This window comes from Streptosporangium jomthongense (genome assembly GCF_042650425.1).
GTDB lineage: Bacteria > Actinomycetota > Actinomycetes > Streptosporangiales > Streptosporangiaceae > Streptosporangium.
The window spans coordinates 1-19,315 of sequence record NZ_JBHSBC010000033.1; the positions used below are offsets into that span (position 1 = coordinate 1).

At 69.9% G+C, this 19,315-nt stretch carries 18 protein-coding genes; 3 read left to right on the forward strand and 15 right to left on the reverse strand.

The window, feature by feature from the left end; genetic code table 11:
- The 6 genes from ACFOYY_RS29810 to ACFOYY_RS29835 form a co-directional block, all read right to left on the reverse strand.
- The gene (locus ACFOYY_RS29810; RefSeq protein WP_386194122.1) at positions 1–1,170 is read right to left on the reverse strand and encodes a pentapeptide repeat-containing protein; all 1,170 of its coding nucleotides are present in this window, start codon (positions 1,168–1,170) and stop codon (positions 1–3) included.
- 937 nt (positions 1,171–2,107) lie between these two features.
- Positions 2,108–2,593: a nitroreductase family deazaflavin-dependent oxidoreductase gene (locus ACFOYY_RS29815; protein WP_386194125.1), complete on the reverse strand. Its 486-nt coding sequence runs from the start codon at positions 2,591–2,593 to the stop codon at positions 2,108–2,110.
- A 3-nt stretch (positions 2,594–2,596) separates the two neighbouring features.
- Entirely contained in the window at positions 2,597–3,781 is a 1,185-nt protein-coding gene (locus ACFOYY_RS29820) for an FAD-dependent monooxygenase (protein ID WP_386194128.1), read from the reverse strand.
- Positions 3,778–4,371, reverse strand: coding sequence for a TetR/AcrR family transcriptional regulator (locus ACFOYY_RS29825; protein WP_362785303.1), 594 nt, complete (start codon positions 4,369–4,371; stop codon positions 3,778–3,780). The genes ACFOYY_RS29820 and ACFOYY_RS29825 overlap by 4 nt, the downstream gene beginning before the upstream one ends.
- A 474-nt stretch (positions 4,372–4,845) precedes the next feature.
- Positions 4,846–5,763 carry an AraC family transcriptional regulator gene (locus tag ACFOYY_RS29830; protein WP_386194161.1) on the reverse strand — a complete coding sequence of 306 codons (918 nt, stop codon included), beginning with the start codon at positions 5,761–5,763 and terminating at the stop codon, positions 4,846–4,848.
- Between the two features lie 124 nt (positions 5,764–5,887).
- Complete coding sequence (locus ACFOYY_RS29835) at positions 5,888–6,112, reverse strand: hypothetical protein (RefSeq protein ID WP_386194131.1); 225 nt, start codon at positions 6,110–6,112, stop codon at positions 5,888–5,890.
- 212 nt (positions 6,113–6,324) lie between these two features.
- On the opposite strand from ACFOYY_RS29835, the gene ACFOYY_RS29840 reads away from it, so the two are divergent.
- The gene (locus tag ACFOYY_RS29840; protein WP_386194134.1) at positions 6,325–6,990 is read left to right on the forward strand and encodes a maleylpyruvate isomerase family mycothiol-dependent enzyme; all 666 of its coding nucleotides are present in this window, start codon (positions 6,325–6,327) and stop codon (positions 6,988–6,990) included.
- A 354-nt stretch (positions 6,991–7,344) separates the two neighbouring features.
- On the opposite strand, the gene ACFOYY_RS29845 is transcribed toward ACFOYY_RS29840, so the two are convergent.
- The 4 genes from ACFOYY_RS29845 to ACFOYY_RS29860 form a co-directional block, all read right to left on the reverse strand.
- Entirely contained in the window at positions 7,345–8,226 is an 882-nt protein-coding gene (locus ACFOYY_RS29845) for a PhzF family phenazine biosynthesis protein (protein WP_386194137.1), read from the reverse strand.
- A 110-nt stretch (positions 8,227–8,336) separates the two neighbouring features.
- The gene (locus ACFOYY_RS29850; RefSeq protein ID WP_386194140.1) at positions 8,337–8,645 is read right to left on the reverse strand and encodes an EthD family reductase; all 309 of its coding nucleotides are present in this window, start codon (positions 8,643–8,645) and stop codon (positions 8,337–8,339) included.
- Between the two features lie 399 nt (positions 8,646–9,044).
- On the reverse strand, positions 9,045–10,220 hold the full coding sequence (locus ACFOYY_RS29855; protein WP_386194142.1) for a serine hydrolase domain-containing protein: 1,176 nt from the start codon (positions 10,218–10,220) through the stop codon (positions 9,045–9,047).
- Between the two features lie 608 nt (positions 10,221–10,828).
- A complete protein-coding gene (locus ACFOYY_RS29860; RefSeq protein ID WP_386194145.1) occupies positions 10,829–11,101 on the reverse strand; it encodes a carbohydrate-binding protein in 273 nt (90 codons plus the stop codon).
- Between the two features lie 320 nt (positions 11,102–11,421).
- On the opposite strand from ACFOYY_RS29860, the gene ACFOYY_RS29865 reads away from it, so the two are divergent.
- On the forward strand, positions 11,422–12,339 hold the full coding sequence (locus ACFOYY_RS29865) for a S1 family peptidase (protein ID WP_386194147.1): 918 nt from the start codon (positions 11,422–11,424) through the stop codon (positions 12,337–12,339).
- A 385-nt stretch (positions 12,340–12,724) separates the two neighbouring features.
- On the opposite strand, the gene ACFOYY_RS29870 is transcribed toward ACFOYY_RS29865, so the two are convergent.
- The gene (locus ACFOYY_RS29870; protein WP_352012428.1) at positions 12,725–13,426 is read right to left on the reverse strand and encodes a TetR/AcrR family transcriptional regulator; all 702 of its coding nucleotides are present in this window, start codon (positions 13,424–13,426) and stop codon (positions 12,725–12,727) included.
- Between the two features lie 101 nt (positions 13,427–13,527).
- On the opposite strand from ACFOYY_RS29870, the gene ACFOYY_RS29875 reads away from it, so the two are divergent.
- Positions 13,528–14,238, forward strand: a complete 711-nt coding sequence (locus ACFOYY_RS29875; protein ID WP_386194149.1) for an NAD(P)-dependent oxidoreductase — start codon at positions 13,528–13,530, stop codon at positions 14,236–14,238.
- Positions 14,239–14,278: 40 nt separating this feature from the next.
- On the opposite strand, the gene ACFOYY_RS29880 is transcribed toward ACFOYY_RS29875, so the two are convergent.
- From ACFOYY_RS29880 to hppD, 4 genes are all read right to left on the reverse strand, one after another.
- Complete coding sequence (locus ACFOYY_RS29880; protein ID WP_352012415.1) at positions 14,279–14,737, reverse strand: DUF5990 family protein; 459 nt, start codon at positions 14,735–14,737, stop codon at positions 14,279–14,281.
- An 87-nt stretch (positions 14,738–14,824) separates the two neighbouring features.
- Positions 14,825–16,117 carry an aminotransferase-like domain-containing protein gene (locus ACFOYY_RS29885; protein WP_352012416.1) on the reverse strand — a complete coding sequence of 431 codons (1,293 nt, stop codon included), beginning with the start codon at positions 16,115–16,117 and terminating at the stop codon, positions 14,825–14,827.
- Positions 16,114–17,226: an alpha-hydroxy acid oxidase gene (locus ACFOYY_RS29890; protein ID WP_386194153.1), complete on the reverse strand. Its 1,113-nt coding sequence runs from the start codon at positions 17,224–17,226 to the stop codon at positions 16,114–16,116. The genes ACFOYY_RS29885 and ACFOYY_RS29890 overlap by 4 nt, the downstream gene beginning before the upstream one ends.
- Positions 17,223–19,313 (reverse strand): 4-hydroxyphenylpyruvate dioxygenase, encoded by a 2,091-nt coding sequence (gene hppD, locus ACFOYY_RS29895; protein WP_386194156.1) that lies wholly within the window; start codon positions 19,311–19,313, stop codon positions 17,223–17,225. The genes ACFOYY_RS29890 and hppD overlap by 4 nt, the downstream gene beginning before the upstream one ends.
- Between the last annotated feature and the right edge of the window lie 2 nt (positions 19,314–19,315).

Genomic DNA, 19,315 nt, shown 5'->3' on the forward strand with positions numbered 1-19,315 from the left:
TCAAGCCTTCTCGTCTGGCGCGTCAACCGGTCCGGGCTCGTCAACCGCGTCTGCGACCAGATAACCCTTGCCATCGGACGTCACCTCCAGGCGCCATCCATCCGGCCACACGTGACCGTTTACGGGAGCAGCCGTCGCGTCGAAGAATTCGACGCCTTGGGGAAAGGCCGCCATGTAGAAGCCGGCAACGTCGGTGAAGGTCACCCTGTTAAACCTGGTCTTCCCGTTGAAGGTCGCCTTGTCGAACCAGGCGGTCTTGTCGAAGGTCGTCATGTGGAAATAGGCGCCGCTGGTGAAGGCTGCTCCGTTGAACCTGGCGTCTCTGGTGAAGGTTGCCCTGTTGAATCCGGTGTTCCTGGAGAAGGTTGCTCCGTTGAATCCGGCGTCCCGGGTGAAGGTCGCCCCGTTGAAATCGGCGTTCCCGGCGAAGGTCGCCCCGTGGAACGTGGCGTCCCCTGTGAAGGCCACTCTGTGGAAGTTGGCCTCCGTGACGTGGCAGTTGCGGAAGTTCGGAGTGGTGAGGGTGGCGCCGGTCAGGTCGATGCGCATGCCCTCCCAGAACCGGGGGCCAGCCAGTTCGGCGGTGCGATCAGCCGGTGGGCGGTCGTCGTGGAGGCGTTCTTCCAGGATGCGCTGGGCGGTCAGCCGAACCTGGAGTTCTTCATGCGAGTCGCGCCCTGAGGCAGGGGCGGAGGCTCCGGCGATGGCGGCGCGCGGGACGGCGGGCGTCAGGTCCTGCCGGGGGCCGTCGGGCGGTGGGTTGAAGGGCATGCGCAGGTAGGCGCAGATGACGTTGACGATGGTCTGCCGGTGGCCAGGGTTGTCCTGCGCCAGGCGCTCCAGGGCGTACAGACCGGCCAGTCGTACCGCGGCCGCCTCATGACCGAACTGCTCGACCGCCTTCGTATACAGGTCGGTCACCCGGCGCTCGACGGCATCGTGGGTGGTGTGCGCGGCGGTGACCTCCTGGTGGTGCTGGCGGCGGAAGGCCAGCACCAGCGTGACCGCCGCCCCGACGGCGGCCCCGGCGGCCAGTGCGGTGCGTAGCACCTCTCCTCGCGCGTTCCCCGCTCCACCGGTGCTGGGGTTCGAGATGGAAACGGTCGCGGCCGGGTCGGCCAGGAGCCACCACAACGTGGCGGCGACCGCGACGGCCACCAGCACGGTCACGCAGGCAACCCACCAGAGGGCCGACCGGGGCGTGCGCAGTGGCGGGAGTGTGACGGCCTGCCGGCGGGAAGGACGACGGCGCGGGAGGAACGGCATGCCTGCCATTCCCGCCATCCGGTACCGCCGTTACGAATGTCGAAGCCACCAGTCAGGAGACACCGGCTTTCGCGAACTTTGCGAGCCGCGCGGGAGGTGACCTCGGGGCGGGCTGCCCCTGCCCGGCCTGGAGGACAGCCGTCGTTTGCCCGCTCGCTCCGCCGTACGGGCCGGACACCGATTCCTCGGGGACTTGCGGGCGGGCGGCGCCGACAAAAGGATGCACCGCGGTCCCAGGGAGGGCACCGCGACCGGACACAGGATGGCCGCCGCCCGCAGGAGGAAGGCCAGACCGGGGACGGCGATGGCGTTGTGGCGCGGGCCGTCTCGACCAGCGCCGTGACCACGGTGAACACCCAGCCCGTCCCCGCCGGCGAGAGGTCGAAGAGGTCGGGGCCCCGGAGACGGGCGGTCCCCGTACGGCCAGACCGAGCAAGGCGACGGCGAGGTTCGCCGCACCGGCCACGAGTACGGCGGCTGCCGGAGGCGCGTGACGGTCGACCGTTCCGGCACCGATCGGCTCGCCGGTCTCCTTCTCGGTGCGGGTGTGCCGGGTGGCGAACAGACTGGCGAGGACGGCGGCGGCGCCCGTCACCCGTCAGGCGGTCAGGCCTCCGGCGGAGGGCGGATCGAAGATCGGTCCGGCGAGCGCACGCAGAGCCGGGTCGGCGCCGATGGTGAGCTCCGGCGCGAGCCTCTCTTCCAGGTTCGGGTACAGCTCGACGCTCAGACGTTGGCGGTAACAGTGGCGAAACGCATCGGCCAGAGGAATTTCGCGGGAGTTCGCCCGTTTTCGGGAGAGGTCGGTGAAGCGTTTGATCCGGCGGCGGTCGCCGGTTGGTCAGCCGCTGTGGGGCTGGCGCGGAGTGAAGCAGACGAAGGGGATGTGTCTTCCCGCCTCGCGGTAGTCCTCCTGGCTGCCGTCAACGGCGAAGCCCATGATCTTGCAGAGCCGACGGGCCGCGGCGGGGTGGCGGGGCGCGTACCGGGCCATGATCTCGGCCCCCGCCTCGGTCTCGACGGGGGTGGCCGTCACCTGGAGGACGCGGCCGCCGACCTGGATCGTCACTTCGGGAGCGGCCATGACGTTGCGGTACCAGTCGGCTTTGACTCCGAACCCGGAGGCGGCGAAGTAGCCGTGCTCGTCGTGATGGACGACCTCGATGACGGCTTGGCGGCGACGTCCTGAGACCCGTCCGGTGTGGGTGAGCAGCATGACACGGTGGCCCATCAGCGCCCCCAGACCCGCCCGGTACAGCAGGATGGGCAGCCGCCACAGCCTGCGGCGTATCCCGGTCGGCGGGGCGGGCCTGTTGACGATCTCCATGATTCAGCCTCTCTCGAATTCGACGGTGGCCGGGGGCAGGAAACTGTCCGCGCCGAACTGCCGGCGCAGGACGGGTGCGAACAGGTGACGTGTGATGAGCCGGTTGGCCAGGCTCTGGACCGTCAGCCCGGCTCGGGTGACGGGCAGCAGCATCCGGGCGAACAGCAGCGCGTTGCGCTGGCGACGCCGTACCTGGGGACGCATCCGCGCCTGGTAGCGGGCGAAGGCTCTTTCGTGGCCGGGCTCGGACGCCAGCGCCTCGGCCAGCACGTACGCCCCGGCCATCGCCATGGACACGCCCTGGGCCGAGACCATGGTCATGCAGCCGCACGCGTCGCCGACCAGGGCGACCCGGCCACGATGCCAGGCGGGCATCACGACCTGGGCCATCGTGTCCATGAAGATGGACTCCCCTGCGGGGGCGTCGTCCAGCAACGACGGCGTGAGCCAGCCCGCGCCGTCGAACCGCGCCCGCAGCAGGTCCAGGCGCCGCTCACGCGGAACGCTCTCGCCGTACGACGAGCGGAACAACAGCAGGGTGACCAGGCGACCGGGCTCATCATCGGGATAGACGACGACCTGACGTCCCGGCTCGGTGTAGTGGGCGCGCACCCGGCCCCAGCCGTAGCGGTCGGTCACCGGGTAGGAGGCCAGGCGGCAGCCGAGGTGACGGACGAACCGCTCCTCATGGCCGAAGACGAGTTCCCGGGTCCGCGAGTGAACGCCGTCGGCCCCCACCAGCAGATCGAACCGTTCCCTGCCACCGCCCGTGAAGCCGACCTCGACGGCCGTGCCGGTGTCGCGGACCTCGGCGAGGCTCTCCCCGAAGCGGATCTCCACCTCGGCGGCGACGGCGTCGAGCAGGGCGCCCTCCAGCGTGGAGTGCATCAGCGGCAGGTGTGGCCCCCGGATGATCCGCTCCAGCAGCTCCGGCGTCAGGCTGGCCTGGGAACGCCCTGAGGCGTCGACGAACTCGACCGCGTCGACCGGCAACCGGTGCGGGGTCAGCCGGTCGAGGACGCCCATGCGGGTGGCCACGTCGTATCCGGTGCCGAAGAAGTCGATCCCGTACCCGCCCAGGCGACCGTGTGGCGCGTGTTCCACCACGACGGGTTCGATGCCGCGGTGCCGCAACCAGTACGCCAGCGTGAGCCCGGCGATCCCGCCCCCGCTGATGAGGACCCTCATCCGTCCTCCCCGGGCAGCAGTTGCTCGGCCACGGCCAGCGCCTCGCCGATGGGAAGCTCGCTGTCGATCATGTAGTGCAGCATCAGCCCGTCGATCGCGGCGACGACCAGGGTGGTGATCCCGATCGACCGGCCGGGCGGCCAGTCGGGATGCGACCGGCTCAGGCGCTCGGCGATCCGCCCCCGGGCCTGGCGTAGCTCGTCGCGCAGCACCGCGCCCAGTGTGGGGTCGCGGGTCGCTCCGACGATCAGTTCCGCGGCCAGCCGGGTGGGCCCGTCGCCCGCCGTACGGGGCAGCAGGGTCGCGATCGTGGTGAGGGCGGCCCGCTCGTCGTCGGCGCCGAGCAACTCCTCGACGAGCGGGTTGATGATGAGGTCGGTGGCCCGCCGGAAGATCGCCGCGTGCAGGCCGGGCAGGCCGCCGAAGTGGTAGTGGATCAGGCCGGGGTTGGTTCCGGCGCGCTCGGCCACCGCGCGCGTGGTGACGCCGGGCCACCCCTGCTCGTCCAGGAGCGCGATGCCGGTCTCCACCAGCTGCTCGCGACGCCGGTCGCCTCGCGCCGAGTTTGGTCGATCGGCCAAATTGGTCATGTGGCCAACTTAGCACGCGTCCCGCGGAAACGGTCAGGTCGCGTCGTCGGCGAAGTGTGACAGGGCCGTCTCAGCCAGGGCGGGGCGATCGAACGACTTCCCAATCACGCTCGGCGACGCCGCAGGCGCGGCAGCCGTGCGATGGCCCCAGCGACGACGGGGTGTGGCTGTCGCGGCGCCCGCGTTCCCACCCACCGGCCGAATCGGGGTGTTACCGATTCCTGACGGCTGGGTGGAAAAACGCCTTCGGAGGAGGACGGTCGGCGAAGCCGGGGATTCCCGGTTTCCATATTTCGGCTGCATGACGTGCCGCCAACGGGTCGTTCCGCCGGACCCGAGCACCGGGAAGCCCGCCCGTTCTCCTGTCTGGATTCGCCACGAACAGGCTTCCAGGGCTCGCGCGGCCTCTTGGACGCCGTTAACCGACTGTCATAGGCCGCCGGACCTCGAAGATCCCGACGCGGGTGTCGTGCTTCAGCCGACGTGGCGCCGGTAACCGCCGGGCGGTGACCCGTACTGGCGTTTGAAGGCATGGGTGAAGGTGTACTGCGAGCTGTAGCCGACCTGTTGGGCGATCGTGTTGACGGGGGCGTCGGAGGTGCGCAGGAGCCGGGCGGCGGTGGTCATCCGCCACCATGTCAGGTAGGTGAGCGGTGGCTGGCCGACCAGGTGGATGAATCGCCGGGCGAAGGCGGCACGGGACAGGCGTGTCTGCGCGCCCAACTCCTCGACGGTCCATTGTCGGCTGGGGTCTCCATGGATGGCGCGGAGGGCGGCGGCGACTGCGGGGTCGTGCAGGGCCGCGGCCCAGCCGGTGGCGGAGTGGCTGGAGAGGCGCCGTTGTTCGAACCACGCGCGCAGGATGTAGAGCAGGAGAAGATCCAGCAGGGTGAGCAGGATCGTGTCGGAGCCTGGGCGGGCGTCGTTGTCCAGTTCCACGCCGAGGAGTTCGATCGCGGCGCGGAGTTCCCTGTGGCACCCTACCCGTGTCGGCAGGTGGATGACCTCGGGCAGGTCGTTCAGGAGCGGATGTGGCCTGGAGCCGTCCAGGAGGTAGGCGCCGCAGAGCATGACCACCGTGGGCGGCCGCTTGGCTGACGTCTCGTCGGCGCGGTCATCACGGACTCCGGTGAACGTTGCGGGCGGATCGCTCGCCGGGGTGGACGGGTCGTCGGCCAGCCCGTGTGCGGATCCGCGCGGCAGGAACGCCACGTCACCCGGTCCGAGCGCGATCGGCTCACCCTGCGAAGGGAGAAGCCAGCACGTTCCCTGGAGAACGATGTGGAACCCGGCGGACGGCACCGGCGCAAACCACTCGGCGAAGGGAGCGGACTTGACCACCCGGCCCGAGTGGGGTCGACCGGTCCGCGCCGCACTCACCACGTCAGACAGGACATCCTCCGAAGGCCGGCAAACGCGACCCGCGAAGAATTCAGCGGACTATTCACCCCTGGTCAAACCCCCAGGAAGACTCGGAACGCTTGGCGCACGCTCCGGCACGGAGGTTCCTCGACCCCTAACCGACCGCCCCGGGGACGGTGGCGACGAGGTGGTCAAGGCAGGCGTCGAACCGCGCCCGGCCGAACTCCTCAAGGGTTCCCGAGGCATCGTCGGGTCGTAGCTGAGTGAACTGGCTGGCCAGCCACGTGAAGGCCGGTAGCCACATCAGGCAAGTAGGGTGGCGGATCTGCTCGGCGGCCGTCTGTTGGGCAGTGGGTTCGTCCCGGTCTGCCGCTGTCACGGTTCCGTCATCGGCGCCCCTCGGATCAGAGGCGGGATCGCGGGCGTTGGGATCCCGCTGGGGACAGATCCAGAAGGGCCTGAATCGGCAAGCTGGCCGGAATCGTCGCTCATGAGCGACGATTTCGTCCCCTGGCGGAAGTCTTCACCTTCGACCGTCCTAACCAACCTGACGCGAGGGCTCCTGTGACTGACGAGAAAAGGCCGTCTGACATGACCGATCCGGCACCCAAAGCACGGGGCGCTCACGTGGCCGACCTCTGGCCGCTGGTGCATGCCGAGCGAGCGGCTCTGGCGGGCGACCTGGTGGACTTGGTCGACGAGCAGTGGACGACGCCGTCGTTGTGCGCCGGATTGACGGTGCGGGAGGTGCTGGCGCACCTCACCGCAGGGGCGAGCCTCAATGGTGTGCGGTGGCTTACGGGGGTGATCCGCTACCGGTTCGACTTCGACAAGCAGGTCGCCATGCGGCTGGCCGAACAGTTGGGCGCGACCGCGGCCGAGACGCATGACAGGTTCCGCCGCGTCATCACGAGCACCACCAAGCCGCCTCTCCCGGTCATCGCGATGCTGGGTGAGACGATCGTGCACGCCGAGGACATCCGGCGGCCGCTGGGAATTCGCCATGACTACCCGATCGAGACCCTCACCCGGGTGGCCGACTACTACCGGAGTTCGGACCTGGTCGTCGCCGCCAAGAGACGGATCGCCGGCCTGCGGCTCGTCGCCACCGACGGCCCTTTCACCACGGGCTCCGGCCCGCTGGTGTCCGGCACCACCCTGGCGCTGGTGATGGCCACGACCGGACGCTCGGTGTTCTGCGATGAACTTGACGGCGACGGCGTCGAAATCCTGCGCGATCGGCGCGACATGACATGACCCTGGGGTTCGAAGCCCGCTCAGCCGTTGTCCTGTTGCCTTAGGACCGGCGACCTCTACGGACGCGACCGACGCGCCGCAGGTCATGGAGCGGACGCAACGGGCGTGCCGCAGGGCATCGATCAGACCGGGAGGCCCAGCGTTTCGGGGTTTCCCAGGCCGACAAGCGGCAGGGGTCGGGGTCGAACGCCAAAAGGTAGGTAGGGAGACGAAAGAAGCTTCCGGCCCGCGCCTTGGCTGACCTTGTGGGCGTCCTCCTCCCGAAGCTGGTCTTCTGCTTGTCGGTGCTGACACGGACCAGGCCGATGAGTGCCATCGCGAAAGCCCCATGCGCGGATCGTAGAAGAGGACGGTCTAGTCGTCGCCTCGGTGTCCGTCGCGGACCACCGCTAACCCACCGACCCGGGTCGTGATGCCCGCCGGTTCGCGTCGGGCCGAAGCGAGCACGCTGGCCGGTCGGCCGAGGGTGTCGCCCTGCTCCACCTCGATCGTGACCGTCTGCGCCCCTGTCGTGTCGAGCAGGTGGGCGGCCAGGCAGCCGGTGCTGTTGGCGTTGGCGACGTCCTCGTCGACGCCGATCGCCGGCGCGAACATCCGCGCCGCACCCGGTCGGTCGCCCACCGGCGGTACATACACGAAACAGCCGAGAAGCCCGTACCGCCGGCACGCCGCTGTCAGCCTGCCGAGGTGTGGGTGGACCCGGAGCAGCGCCGACCGGTCGTGGACCGGTACCAGCATGCGTGGTGCGCCGGGCGCGGCGATCCGTGGCGCGTCGGTCGGATGCGGGTCGTCCGCGGTGAGCCCGAGCGCGGCGACGATCGCGGCGCTCTCGTCCGGCGCCGGGTGACGCAGCGCGACGAGGCCCTGGTCGAACCACACCTCGATGCCGGCGGGTCGGCGGATCGCCACGGTGTCGAACGTGCGCCCGCCGGTGTGTTGGCGGTCGTTCAGCTCGCCCAGCGCGGCGCGGGTCAACCGGACGGCCTGCGCGGCAACGGTGCCGTGGCCGCAGCCGGACAGTTCGGCGGTGGCGGTGAAGAACCGGACCGGCCGGCCACCGTCCGGCGTCCGCTCCGGGCCGAGGAACGCCGCGTGCGAGGTGCCGGCCGCAGCAGCGACCGCACGCCGGTCCGCGTCCGTCGCCGCCGGGTCGTGGTCGGTGACGGCCGTGGGGCTGCCGCCCCGGCCGTCACGCCGCACGCACGCATCGACCACCGTGACATCCGGCCAGGACATCGGCCCCCCCTTGACGCTCAACGAACCGGCAACCGCGAACGGCGTCGCACCGACAGCCCGACCCGGCCGCGACGGCCGACCGAACGCGCACCGGAGCGTACCGTCCTGCCTCAGCCGGTGCCGTCCTGCACCGGATAGTGGATGATGACCGCACCGCCGGTGGCGTAGTTGGCGACATCGGCGGCCAGTCGCCGGCCTTGCGGCGACTCCCGTGCCGCGGCCATGGCGGCGGCGTCAGCGAAGTCGCCTTCGAAGACCGCGAAATACGGCGCTTCTCCCGTGGCCGCCACGTCGAAGCTGTAGCGCCACGCAAGCAGGCCGGGCCAATCCATGACCAGCGGAAGGTGGTTGGTCACGTAGTAGTCGCGGAAGTGGTCAGGGTCGGCGGGCTTGGAGTACAGGACCACCAACTTATGCATGACGACCTCCGTCCAGAACGCTCCGGGTGACCTGGAAGCTCCCGCTGAGAACTGCCGCCGGCCTCGCTGGGTGCGGAGCATCGGAATCTGGGTGAGGACGGAGGTGGCTTCGAGGAGCGCGTGGGAGTCGGTGGCCGGCCGCAGCGGGAGGTCGCCGACGAAGGTCACGACATCGGGGAGGACCCGGGTGGGTCGGGTCGCGCCGGAATCCGTCGTCGAGCACACCGGGCTCGGTGGCCGCGGCCTTCGCGAGACCCGTGAGAGCGGACTCGAAATCGGCGGTGTGCGTGAGTGCGATGTCCGGTGCTGCGGTCAGTTGAAGCGTCATATGCGCAGGTTAGGGCTCGATGTGCAGACGAGGGAAAGACCAATACGGGATAGACCCAGAACGGATCATTATCAATCAGCTGACGAGGATGGGCAGAAGACGGTCTCCACAGCCTTGAACATGCCTTCGGCCGGCCCGCTGATGTCCTTGACGCTCAGGGTGGTCGACATCGAGAGCTGACGGCTGCCGTCTTTCGTGGAGAAGGTCATGGCGAGGTATCCGGCGGTGCTCCCGCCCATGAAGAAGCCGTCGAGTTCGCCGTCGCAGAAGGCGGGGCCGCCCCCACCCGGGGGTGGGTCGTTGGGCAACCGGTCCGTCAGGACTCGCTGGAGTGCCGGCGGCAGTAGCTTGCCCTGGGAGAACGCCCTTTTGAAGGCGCTCACGTCGTGCGCGGTGGAGACCACCCCTCCGGCCGCTCCGCCGAAACCGGCGTTGAACCGGTCCACGTCGCGCAGTTCGCCGTCGGCGTCGGGGTAGTAGCCATGGCCGTGTGGCCCCTTGATGCCTTCCGGCGGCCTGACGGGAAGGTAGGTCCTGGTCATCCCGAGCGGGCCGAACAGGTGCCTGTGCAGTTCGGTGGCCAGGTCGTGGCCGGTCAGCCTCTCGATGATCATGCCGAGGAGGGTGTAGTTGGTGTTGGAGTAGGAGTATTTCTCACCCGGTTCCCCGGTACGGGGCCGACCGCGGCTCCACTTCACCAGATCGAGCGGCTGATAGGGGGTCGTGAAGTCGAACACGTCGAACGAGACGTCTCCCTCGCTCCCGTCCGGGTTCGGCTCCTTGGCGTACCAGTCGGGAATGCCGGAGGTGTGCCGGAGCATCTGCCGTACCGTGATCTCATCGGCGCGCGCCACCAGGTTCTCCTTCGCCACCACCGGCAGCAGGTCGCCGAGCTTGTCGTCCACGCCCAGCCTGCCCTCCTCGACCAGTTGCAGCACCACGGTGGCCACCATCTCCTTGGTCTGCGACCCGATCCGGAAGCGGGCGTTCGTGGGTATCCTCCCGCCCCTGCCGTTCAGCAACCGGGAGCCTGCGCTGCCCAGCCCGATGGATCTCCCATCGACGTAGGCCCCGCCGACGGCCCCCACGACCCCGGGGACCCTGGCCAGTTCCTCCATCGCCCTCTGCACGTTCCCGGCCCGCGCCGGAGCGGCGGTGGCGGGCCCGGCACAGGCCATCGTCAACATGACGACACCGGCGGCGCCCCATACCGGCGAACGCCAACCCCGGTTCCTGTCATCAGTCACGCCTTCTCCTTTTCGTGATCATCTTCGCCGTGGCCTTCCGCCCGAAGGACGGTCACGGCCGGCTCATCTCGCCCTGCTTGACGGGGGAGACGCCCCCGGCCCGACGCAGGCACCGGGTCATGGCCTCACATCGGGCCGGGCCCCTGGGCAGGCGGCCCGTTCGGCTTCGACCCGTCGACCGGTACGGTCACCGTGCCGCAGACCGCCTCCGACCTGGCAGGCAGGGCTTCCAGCCCACGGAGAACGGTTCAGGTCAGGAGCGGTTCGAGGCCCTGCTCTCTCGCCGTCGACCTCGTCCACTGTCGATCGGCCGCGTCCCGGCCTCGTCCGCGCCGTGTCATGGTTGTGTCACGGCTGCGCTGACGGTGGTCGCTGTCGAGAAATCACGGCGTTCGACGGCGACGCGTACGCATTCGGTACCACTCATGGTTCGTGTCGAACGAGCCGTACGCGATCTCGTCCGGTCCTGGGACCGGCTGTACGCTGCGACCCTGCGCGGACCGCCTACGTCAACGGCTCGAACCCGCGCCGACGAAGGCCCGTCGACCGTCCTGCTCGCTCTCCCCGGTGGGTGACGCCGCAGAAGTCCGCCAAGGAGAGGAGACAGGTCATATGCGCTGCCACAGGGCGGGGGTGTCCTCCGGTGCCCACTCGGGCATGGAGAAGTGGTCGACAAGGCACCTGTACATAGCGGAACGGTTGGTCAGGCCGTAGACGAGGTCGCCGACTTCGTAGTTCCAGTAGGGCATCCACACGATGCTCGTGACCGCACTGGCCTGGCGGCCGGTGGACGCGATCGCGGGGGCGGGCGCGAGTGCGGCCAGGGTGCCGGTGCTCAACGCCGTCGCGAGGAGGACCGCGAGTAAGCGGCGAATTCTCATGGGTGGCTCCTCATGGCCAAGTGAGAGGGCACCTTCAGGTGAGCACCGATCGGCGGGGACGGGGACCTTCCTTTTCGCCATATTTCGGCTGAATGGTCCCGCCCCGTGGCTCGCCGGATCGGACCCGAATCGGCTCGGCTCAGTTGACCGGCGGTCGCTCCGCCTTCCTGTTGGGGCGTTGGAGCGGGTTGCCTGACGGTTGAGGACACGGTCGCAGGAAGGACCTCCTACCCGCCGGACGTAGATCCCAGGTTTGGTAACTCTAAGTAGTTGGTAGATATCTGTGTGTTACTGAACCCTTCTGGTTACAGGAGTCCACTGTGCGATCGCGCTTCCCCCGACTCTTCTCCCACGCCCTCGCGACGGTCCTCACAGTGATCGTCTCCGGATACGCGCTCCCCGCCTCCGCCGCTTCAGGCACCCCGCGGACGACAGTCCCGCTTCCCGAACTGACAGCGCTGAAGACGCAGCTCGACCGGCTCGCCGAACAGGGAAAAGCCGGCAACGCGCAGTACTGGTACATCAACGCCGCCGAAGGCAAGGTCCGCATCGCGGTACTGAAAGGTCCCCTCGATGTCACGACCAGATCCTTCCTGACGGCCGGCCCCTCCGATCTCACCAGCACGTTCACCGTGGATGAGCCCGTCAGGCCCTATGTCTCCACCGCGACGGCACCGCTCCGTCCGCCGATGACCGGCTCCGCCGCCCTGGCCGAGACCGTCTACGGGGGCCAGCAGATCGTGACCCAGAGCGGCGTCTACTGCACGACCGGCTTCAACGTCACCAGGAACGGGCAGCCGGCCGTCCTCACCGCAGGACACTGCCGCAAGGCTGGGATCACCTGGGGCCTGGCCGGCCAGCTCCTGGGTAGGATCACCGATTTCCACTATCCGGGCGGCGACATCTCCTACATCACCCCCGCCACCGGCTGGCAGCATCCCTCGGCTGTCCGTCAGGCCGACGGGAGCATCCAGCCGATCACCCGGTTCGGCAGGCCGTCGATCAACCAGGAGCTGTGCAAGACCGGCGCCACGACCGGCACCACCTGTGGCACGGTCGTCAGTCTCGACGTCACCACCAACTACGGTGACGGGCCGGTCTACGGCCTGGCCCTCACCACCGTTCAGGCGGCCGAAGGAGACAGCGGCGGCTCGGTCTACGAGGGCTCCACCGGGGTCGCCCTGATCAGCGGAGGCCCCGAGGGCGGAGGGGACGCCCTCGTATACCCGCTGCCTTGACGTCCCCCATCGGCTTCCGGTTCGATCAACCACGCCGGGGGCCGGTGACCCGGTGGTTCCCATCGCACGATCACCGCGAACCCGGGCTTGTCCTGGCCCGCCCTTGGCGACCCGCCGCCTCGGCTCGCCTGTACCGGCCGCCGTAGGCCGTACTCGGCGGTTCCTTGTTCCCGCGTCGACGCTGGGTGAGTGATCCGGCGGCGCTCACAGGTGCGGTCCTCATCGGTCGACGTCGGCTCGGCTTTCCGGCCCCTGATGCCGACATCCCTCTGGGCGGCGGCCAAGCCCGCGTGCCTCGTCCGTCTACGGGCTTCAGGGGTGGGCGACGAGAGGACCGCGTCGCGACGCGGACGTGCTTGGGCCCGGGGCAGGCCCGCGGTCGCTGTCATGTCTCGGGCGCAACGCCCAGTGATCGGACGAGCTGGGTCAGTTCTTCTTGGAAGAGCTTGTCGGGGTTGATCGTCTGGGTGTGCAGGTGTCCGTAGATCTCCAGTGACACCAGGCCGTGCAGATGGCCCCAGATGCGTAGTGCGAGTGCCACGCCGGCCGGTGGCAGGTCGGGAAACGCCGGACGAACCTTGCCGAGCAGCCCGTCGTCGAAGTCGGACCACTGGAAGTCGCTGTGCGCGTAAAGAGATTCGGCGTACGGCCAGGCGGCGTCGGCGAGGGCGGCGATGCCGGTGCAGACCCGGTGTGCGGCGTCCGGGGCGGCACCGCCCTCGGGTGCCTGGTAACCGGGCACGGGGTCGCCGTAGATGAGGCGGAATCCCTCGGGGTTGGCCAGGGCCCAGTCCCGGAACGCTCGCGCCCATGTCTGGATCCGACCGGCCGGATGAGCGGCGGCGGCTTCGGCCCATGCGGAGTCCACGGCGTCGGCCAGTGCGGTGTACACCTCGTTGATCAGTGTGGTGACCAGGTCGTCACGGGTGGCGAAGTAGCCGTAGATCGCGTTGGCGGTCATGCCCATCTCGCGGGCGATGGCCCGCAGGGTGATCGCGTCGGGTCCGCCCGTGGCCATCAGCTTGAGCGCGACCTGCTTGATCTCCGCTGTGGTCTCGGCCCGCAGCCGTTCGCGTCGTCCTCCCATGCTTCCCACAGCGATCACTCTACAGCGTCACTTGGATGACTGGCGTACGGAAACTTCACGCCGTATAGTTCCTTCACGCCACTCAATGAACAGGGAGACCCATGCGCATCGGAATCATCGGAGCCACCGGCGGCATCGGAAGCCGTGTCGTCACCGAAGCCCTCCTGCGAGGGCATCACGTCACGGCGCTCACCCGCGACGCCACCCGGATCGGCGAAGAGCAGAAGAACCGGGAGAACATCGTCTGGAAGACCGTTGACGTCCTCGACGCCGAAAGCATCGCCGCGGTCCTGCCCGGAATGGATGTCCTGATCAGCGGATACCAGCCCGGCAACGCCGCCCGAGACCTCGACGACACCGTGTCGCGTTCGATCGCCGACCCCACGGTCTACGCCGGCGCCGCCCGGGCGCTGCTCAAGGCGCTGGAGAGCCACCCCCGGACCCGGCTGATCGTGATCGGCGGCGCGGGCAGCCTGGAAATCGAGCCCGGCCTCACCCGGGCGGACTCCGACGAACTCCTGCACCGGAGCCTCGACCAGCTGGGATTGCCCAGAGAGTACGCGGCCGCCGTGCGCGGGCACCGGGACGCCCTGAACGTCCTGCGCACCTCCAACCGGCTGTGGACCTACTTCAGCCCGGCAGAGGAGATCGCCCCCGGCCCGCGCACCGGCCGATTCAGGATCGGCGGCGACCAGCCGGTCCTCGACGCGGACGGACGCAGCCGCATCTCCTCGGAGGACGCCGCCGTCGCCCTCGTCGACGAGGCGGAACTGCCTCGATTCGTCCAGCGGCGCTTCACCATCGGCTACTGAACCGCCGTCTCCTTGGCGCCTGTCCCGCCGGCGGCGGGTTTCAGCGAGCGGGGGCCGACCACTCCACCAGCGGCGGGCGGACGGCCGCGCACAACGGGTGACCGTGGGAGTCCGTCAGCCCCAGCCGCGCCACCAGCAGTCCGCCTTCCACCGCGGTGTCCAGCACGGCCGCGGGAACTCCGTCCAGCATGAGCTTCGCGCGGCGGAACATGGAGAACACCCCGGCGTCGTCGACCGCCCCCCACGACAGGTACACGAACCGGCCGCCCGGCCTGCCCTGCACATACGGGCCCCGCAGGTCCCACCCGGTCTCCCTGCGGCTCGTGGTCGCCTCCAGCTCCCAGACCACCGAGGCAACGTCCGCCGGACGCGGGTCGAGCAACTCGCCGGGGTGCTCCCTTCGTTGCACTCCCACGTGAATGTTCCGGTAGCCCGGGAAACCCGGTGCCCGCTCGCACTCCCGTCCCGGCAACTCGGACGCCTCAATACGGATCAGCATCCCTGCATCATCCTCCACCGGGCTGACGGTCACCGCGTCCCGGAGGCCGTGGGCGGAAGAGCGGGACCCCGCACCTGGAGGTCCCGCTCAGCGCAGCCGTTCCTCGATCAGGGCGGACAGCCGGTCCAGGCCCTGACCGACCGTCTCCGGGGTGACCTGGCTGAGGGAGAGCCTGAGCTGCCGTTCCCCACCGCCGTCCGGGCAGAAGTGCGACATCGGCGTCCAGATGACGCCGTGGTGGCTCGCCGAGTGTTCGAGCAGTTCGTCGTCGACCGGGAAGGGGACGGTCACCACGAGGAAGAAGCCGCCGGACGGGGTGGTCCAGGTGACCCCGCGTCCGGGCGGGAAGCGTTCGGCCAGCCCGTCGAGGACGAGCCGCAGGTTCCTGCGGTAGAGGTCGATCTGCCTGCGGTTGGCCGCACGGAGGCTGCAGCCGTGCTTGAGCAGGGCGCCGCCGATGACGGCCTGGGCGATCGGCGAGGTGTTCACCGTCGTCATGCTCTTGATCATCGCCAGCCGGTCGGCCAGGAGCGACCCGTCGGAGATCCGCTGGTCGGCCACGACGTAGCCGATCCTGGCGCCCGGCAGCGCGGTCTTGGCGAAGGATCCCAGGTAGACGACCCTTCGCTCGGTGTCCATGGCCTTGAGGGTCGGCAGCGGCTCGCCCCCGCCGAAGAAGCCGTAGGGGTTGTCCTCAAGCAGGAGGATGTCCTCGGCCGACGCCAGGCTCAGCACCTCCTGACGCACGTGAGGGGGCAGGCTGACCCCGGTGGGGTTGGCCGCGTCCGGCACCAGGTAGAGGGCGCGGGGCCGCAGCCCCCGGGCTCTGGCGCGGTCGATCTGGGCGCGCAGGTCGGCCAGGTCCAGCCCCTCCTCCCCGCCGCGCACCGGCCAGACCGGCAACCCGGTCAGCAGGGCGGCGCCGGTCAGGCCGACGTAGGTGGGGGAGACGGCCAGCAGCACGTCCCGCGGCGTCGTGGCGAGCGCCCGCAGCACCAGGAACATCGCCTCCTGGCAGCCGACGGTCACCACGATCGACTCGGCGGGGACGTGGACGTCCTCGTCGACCCGCAGGTGTTCACGGACCAGGTCGTGGATGATTCCCTTGGTCCTGCCGTACTGGAGCAGCAGGCTCCGGGCCTCCCGCTCGGTCAGGCCCCGCTCGGTGCGCAGGTGGTCGTGGAAGACCTCCAGGTACTCGTGGACGTCGGCGACGTCGAAGAAGTCCTCGGCCGGTCGCCCGGCGGCGAAGGAGATCGCCGCCGGGTAACGCATCGATATCTCGTTGAGCAGGTTCATCGAGCTCATGGCCGGGTCGGTCAGCGAGCCGTGCAGGTCGTCCAGGCTCAGGTCGTCTCGGAGTGGCGTCCGTACGGTCATGGCGTCTTTCCCGGGAAGTAGGGCATGCGGGCGACCCGCAGGCGCGTCGCGGACCGCAGGTCCGGGCAGCCCGCGAGCCCCAGGGCGTTGCGCAGTTCGGTTTCGAGGAGGGAGAGCACCCGCGCGCAGCCGCTCTCGCCTCCGGCCGCCAGGCCCCAGATCACCGGCCGGCCGAGCAGGACGCCGGAGGCGCCGAGCGCGAGGGCCGACAGGATGTCGGAGCCGCTGCGGATGCCGCTGTCGACCAGCACCTGGAAGCGTGAGTCCGGCAGCCCCGCGACCGCCTCGGCCACGGCGGGCAGCGCCATGGCCGCGGGGACGGCCTGGTCGAGCTGGCGGCCGCCGTGGTTGGAGACGACCACGCCGCGCGCCCCCTCCGCCGCCGCGCGCACGGCGTCCTCGGGGTCGAGCACCCCCTTGAGCAGCAGGGGAAGCCGGGTCTGGCCGCGCAGCCAGGCGATGTCGTGCCAGGTGACGGCGGGGGAGAAGATCTCGGCGGTGTGCGAGGCGATGGCGGAGGAGTCCCGGGCCGACCGGTGGGCGCGGCCCGAGGAGCCCTCGTCCAGCAACGCGGCGTGGACCGTCGGCGGCAGGGTCATGCCGTTGGCCGCGTCCCGCAGCCGCCGCCCCATGAAGGGCACGTCGACCGTGACGACCAGCGCCTCGACGCCCGCCTCCTCGGCCCGCCGTACCAGGTCGAGGAGGCGGCCCCGGTCGCGCAGCCAGTACAGCTGGAACCACAGGACCGCGCCGGTCTCGGCGAGTTCCTCAAGGCCGACGCTGCTCAGCGTGCCGACGGTGAAGGGCACGCCCGCCGCGGCGGCGGCCCGCGCGGTGGCCAGTTCCCCCTCGGGGTGGAAGAGCCGGTGGTAGGCCACCGGCGCGATCGCCACCGGCAGGCTCGCCCCGCTGTCGACGAGCGTCGTCTTGGTGTCGCAGCCGGAGACGTCGGCCAGGACGCGGGGGACCAGGGCGACGCGGTCGAGTGCCGCCCTGTTGCCCGCGACCGTCCACTCGCGTTCGGCGCCCCCGTCGAGCCAGTCCCAGACCGAGGTGTCCAGTACGGCTCTCGCCTCGGCCGCGAAGTCCGTCACGGCGAGCCGGGTCATTCCGCGCTCCCCGGGCTCCCCGGGCTCCCCGTGCTCTCCCTGGCGCTGTTCTGCAGTTCGACCGCCTCGTACAGGGCGCGCACGTTGTTGCTGCCGAAGGTCCTGGCGCGGGCCCGTTCGATCACCTCGAAGAACAGGGTGCCGCGTGGGTGCTCGGAGCGGGTGAAGATCTGGTAGAGCTGGCCGTCGTGGTCCTGGTCGGCCAGCAGGTGCAGGTCCTGGAGCTGCTGCACCGAGTGGCGCATCGGGGTGAGCCGGTCGAGCAGCCGGTCGAAGTAGACCTCGGGGGCGCGCAGGAAGGGCACGCCCCGCCGGGCCATCGTGCCGACGGTCTCGACGATGTCGTGCGAGTCGAAGGCGACGTGCTGCACCCCTGCGCCGCCGTGGTCGGCGAGGAAGGTGACGATCTGGCCGCCGGAGTTCACCGAGAGCGGCTCGATCAGGGTGAAGGTGACGGTCCGGTCGGCGTTCTGCACGACCGTCGAGTCCATGCCCAGCGCACCGATCTCGATCCGCTCGGAGAAAATGGTGGAGAAGCCGAAGACCTCGTTGTAGCGGCGGACTGTCTTGTCCAGTTCGCCCAGCGGCAGGCAGATCGCGAAGTGGTCGATGGTCCGCAGCCCGACCCCTCCCGCGCCCGGTGACAGCGGGTCGGGTAGCCCGGGAATCCGGTCGGCGGGGACGCCGGGGGCGCGTTCGAGGAGGGTGTGCGCGACGTCGCCGAAGGCGGAGACCGTGGCGACGACGCATCCGGCGCGTCCGGCGGGCCGGGACAGGCCGTCCGCGCCGCGTTCGATCAGCTCGGTGTAGACGGCGCCCGCGTCGGTGGCCCGCAGCACGATGTCGGCCACGCCGTCCCCGTGCCGTCTCAGGTAGCCCGTGGCCGGGTGCTCGGCGCACAACGGCTGGGTGAGCAGGATGCGGATGCCGCCCTGGCCGAGCAGCGCCGACAGCTGTTCCTCGTAGCCGGCGCGGCGGCTCGGCGGGATCAGCAGGTCGAAGCCGTAGCCCGTGGTGAGCCGGTCGATCTGCGAGGCGATGTCCTCGACGTAGAGTTCGATGTGGTCCAGGGTGACGTCAACAGGCATGGTGCTCTCGTTCTTGAGGGTGGACAGTGCGGTGATCACCGCGTCGTTCGCCACCTGGTCGCCGACGGCCAGCCGGATGGCCCGTCCCGGATAGGTCCGGGCGGCCACGCCGTGCCGTTCGAGGGCGGCTCGCGCGAGGTCGAGCCGGGCGGGGTCGCCCGCCGTGATCCACAGGAAGTTCGTCCTGCTCGGGGTGACCGACCAGCCGAGTTCGACCAGCTTCCCGCGCAGCCGGTCACGCTGGTAGGAGATCAGCCAGATGCGCTGCCGTACCTCGTCGTCGGCGGCGATCGCGGCCTGGACGGCGGCGAGCTGGAGCTGTCCGGGGGTGTAGGGGACCTGGTGCGGGGTGACCCGCTCGACGATCTCGGCGTTGGCCAGCGCGTAGCCGATCCGCAGCGCGGCCAGGCCGTGTGACTTGGAGAAGGTGCGCAGGACCACGAGGTTGGGCCAGTCGGCCAGTCGGTCGGCCACCTCGGGCGCCCCCAGGTCGGGGGCGAAGTCCACGTACGCCTCGTCCAGAAGGATCACCGCCGAGGGCGGGACCAGGGCGAAGAAGGCGGTCAGCTCGTCCCAGGTGTAGACCGTCCCGGTGGGGTTGTGCGGGTTGCACAGGACGATCAGCCGGGTCCGTTCGTCGATCCTCCCGGCCATGGCGGCCAGGTCGTGCCGGGCGTCGGCGCCGAGGGGCACGGCGACCGACTCGGCCTGGGCCATCGCGCAGAGCATGGGGTAGACGTCGAAGCAGGGGTCGCTGTGCAGGACCGCGTCGCCGGGGCGCAGCAGACCGCGGAACAGGTCATGCGCGACGCCCGCGGAGCCGGTGCCCACGATCACCTCGGAGTCCTGGACACCCTGCCAGTCGGCGATCGTCCGGGTCAGCGAGGCGGGCCGGAACTCGGGGTAGCGGTTGAGGCCGTCGATCGCCCGGACCAGGGCGGCGCGGACGGAGGGCAGCGGCCCGAAGGGGTTCTCGTTCTGTGCCAGAAGGTGCTTCATCA

Coding starts and splice junctions, on each gene's coding strand:
- ACFOYY_RS29845 (WP_386194137.1), bottom strand. CDS start 8,226: ATGTCCTGGCCGGATGTCACGGTGGTCGATGCGTGCGTGCGGCGTGAC.
- ACFOYY_RS29840 (WP_386194134.1), top strand. CDS start 6,325: ATGACCGATCCGGCACCCAAAGCACGGGGCGCTCACGTGGCCGACCTC.
- ACFOYY_RS29815 (WP_386194125.1), bottom strand. CDS start 2,593: ATGGAGATCGTCAACAGGCCCGCCCCGCCGACCGGGATACGCCGCAGG.
- ACFOYY_RS29890 (WP_386194153.1), bottom strand. CDS start 17,226: ATGACCCGGCTCGCCGTGACGGACTTCGCGGCCGAGGCGAGAGCCGTA.
- ACFOYY_RS29880 (WP_352012415.1), bottom strand. CDS start 14,737: ATGCTGATCCGTATTGAGGCGTCCGAGTTGCCGGGACGGGAGTGCGAG.
- ACFOYY_RS29820 (WP_386194128.1), bottom strand. CDS start 3,781: ATGAGGGTCCTCATCAGCGGGGGCGGGATCGCCGGGCTCACGCTGGCG.
- ACFOYY_RS29850 (WP_386194140.1), bottom strand. CDS start 8,645: ATGCATAAGTTGGTGGTCCTGTACTCCAAGCCCGCCGACCCTGACCAC.
- ACFOYY_RS29885 (WP_352012416.1), bottom strand. CDS start 16,117: ATGACCGTACGGACGCCACTCCGAGACGACCTGAGCCTGGACGACCTG.
- hppD (WP_386194156.1), bottom strand. CDS start 19,313: ATGAAGCACCTTCTGGCACAGAACGAGAACCCCTTCGGGCCGCTGCCC.
- ACFOYY_RS29860 (WP_386194145.1), bottom strand. CDS start 11,101: ATGAGAATTCGCCGCTTACTCGCGGTCCTCCTCGCGACGGCGTTGAGC.
- ACFOYY_RS29870 (WP_352012428.1), bottom strand. CDS start 13,426: ATGGGAGGACGACGCGAACGGCTGCGGGCCGAGACCACAGCGGAGATC.
- ACFOYY_RS29825 (WP_362785303.1), bottom strand. CDS start 4,371: ATGACCAATTTGGCCGATCGACCAAACTCGGCGCGAGGCGACCGGCGT.
- ACFOYY_RS29875 (WP_386194149.1), top strand. CDS start 13,528: ATGCGCATCGGAATCATCGGAGCCACCGGCGGCATCGGAAGCCGTGTC.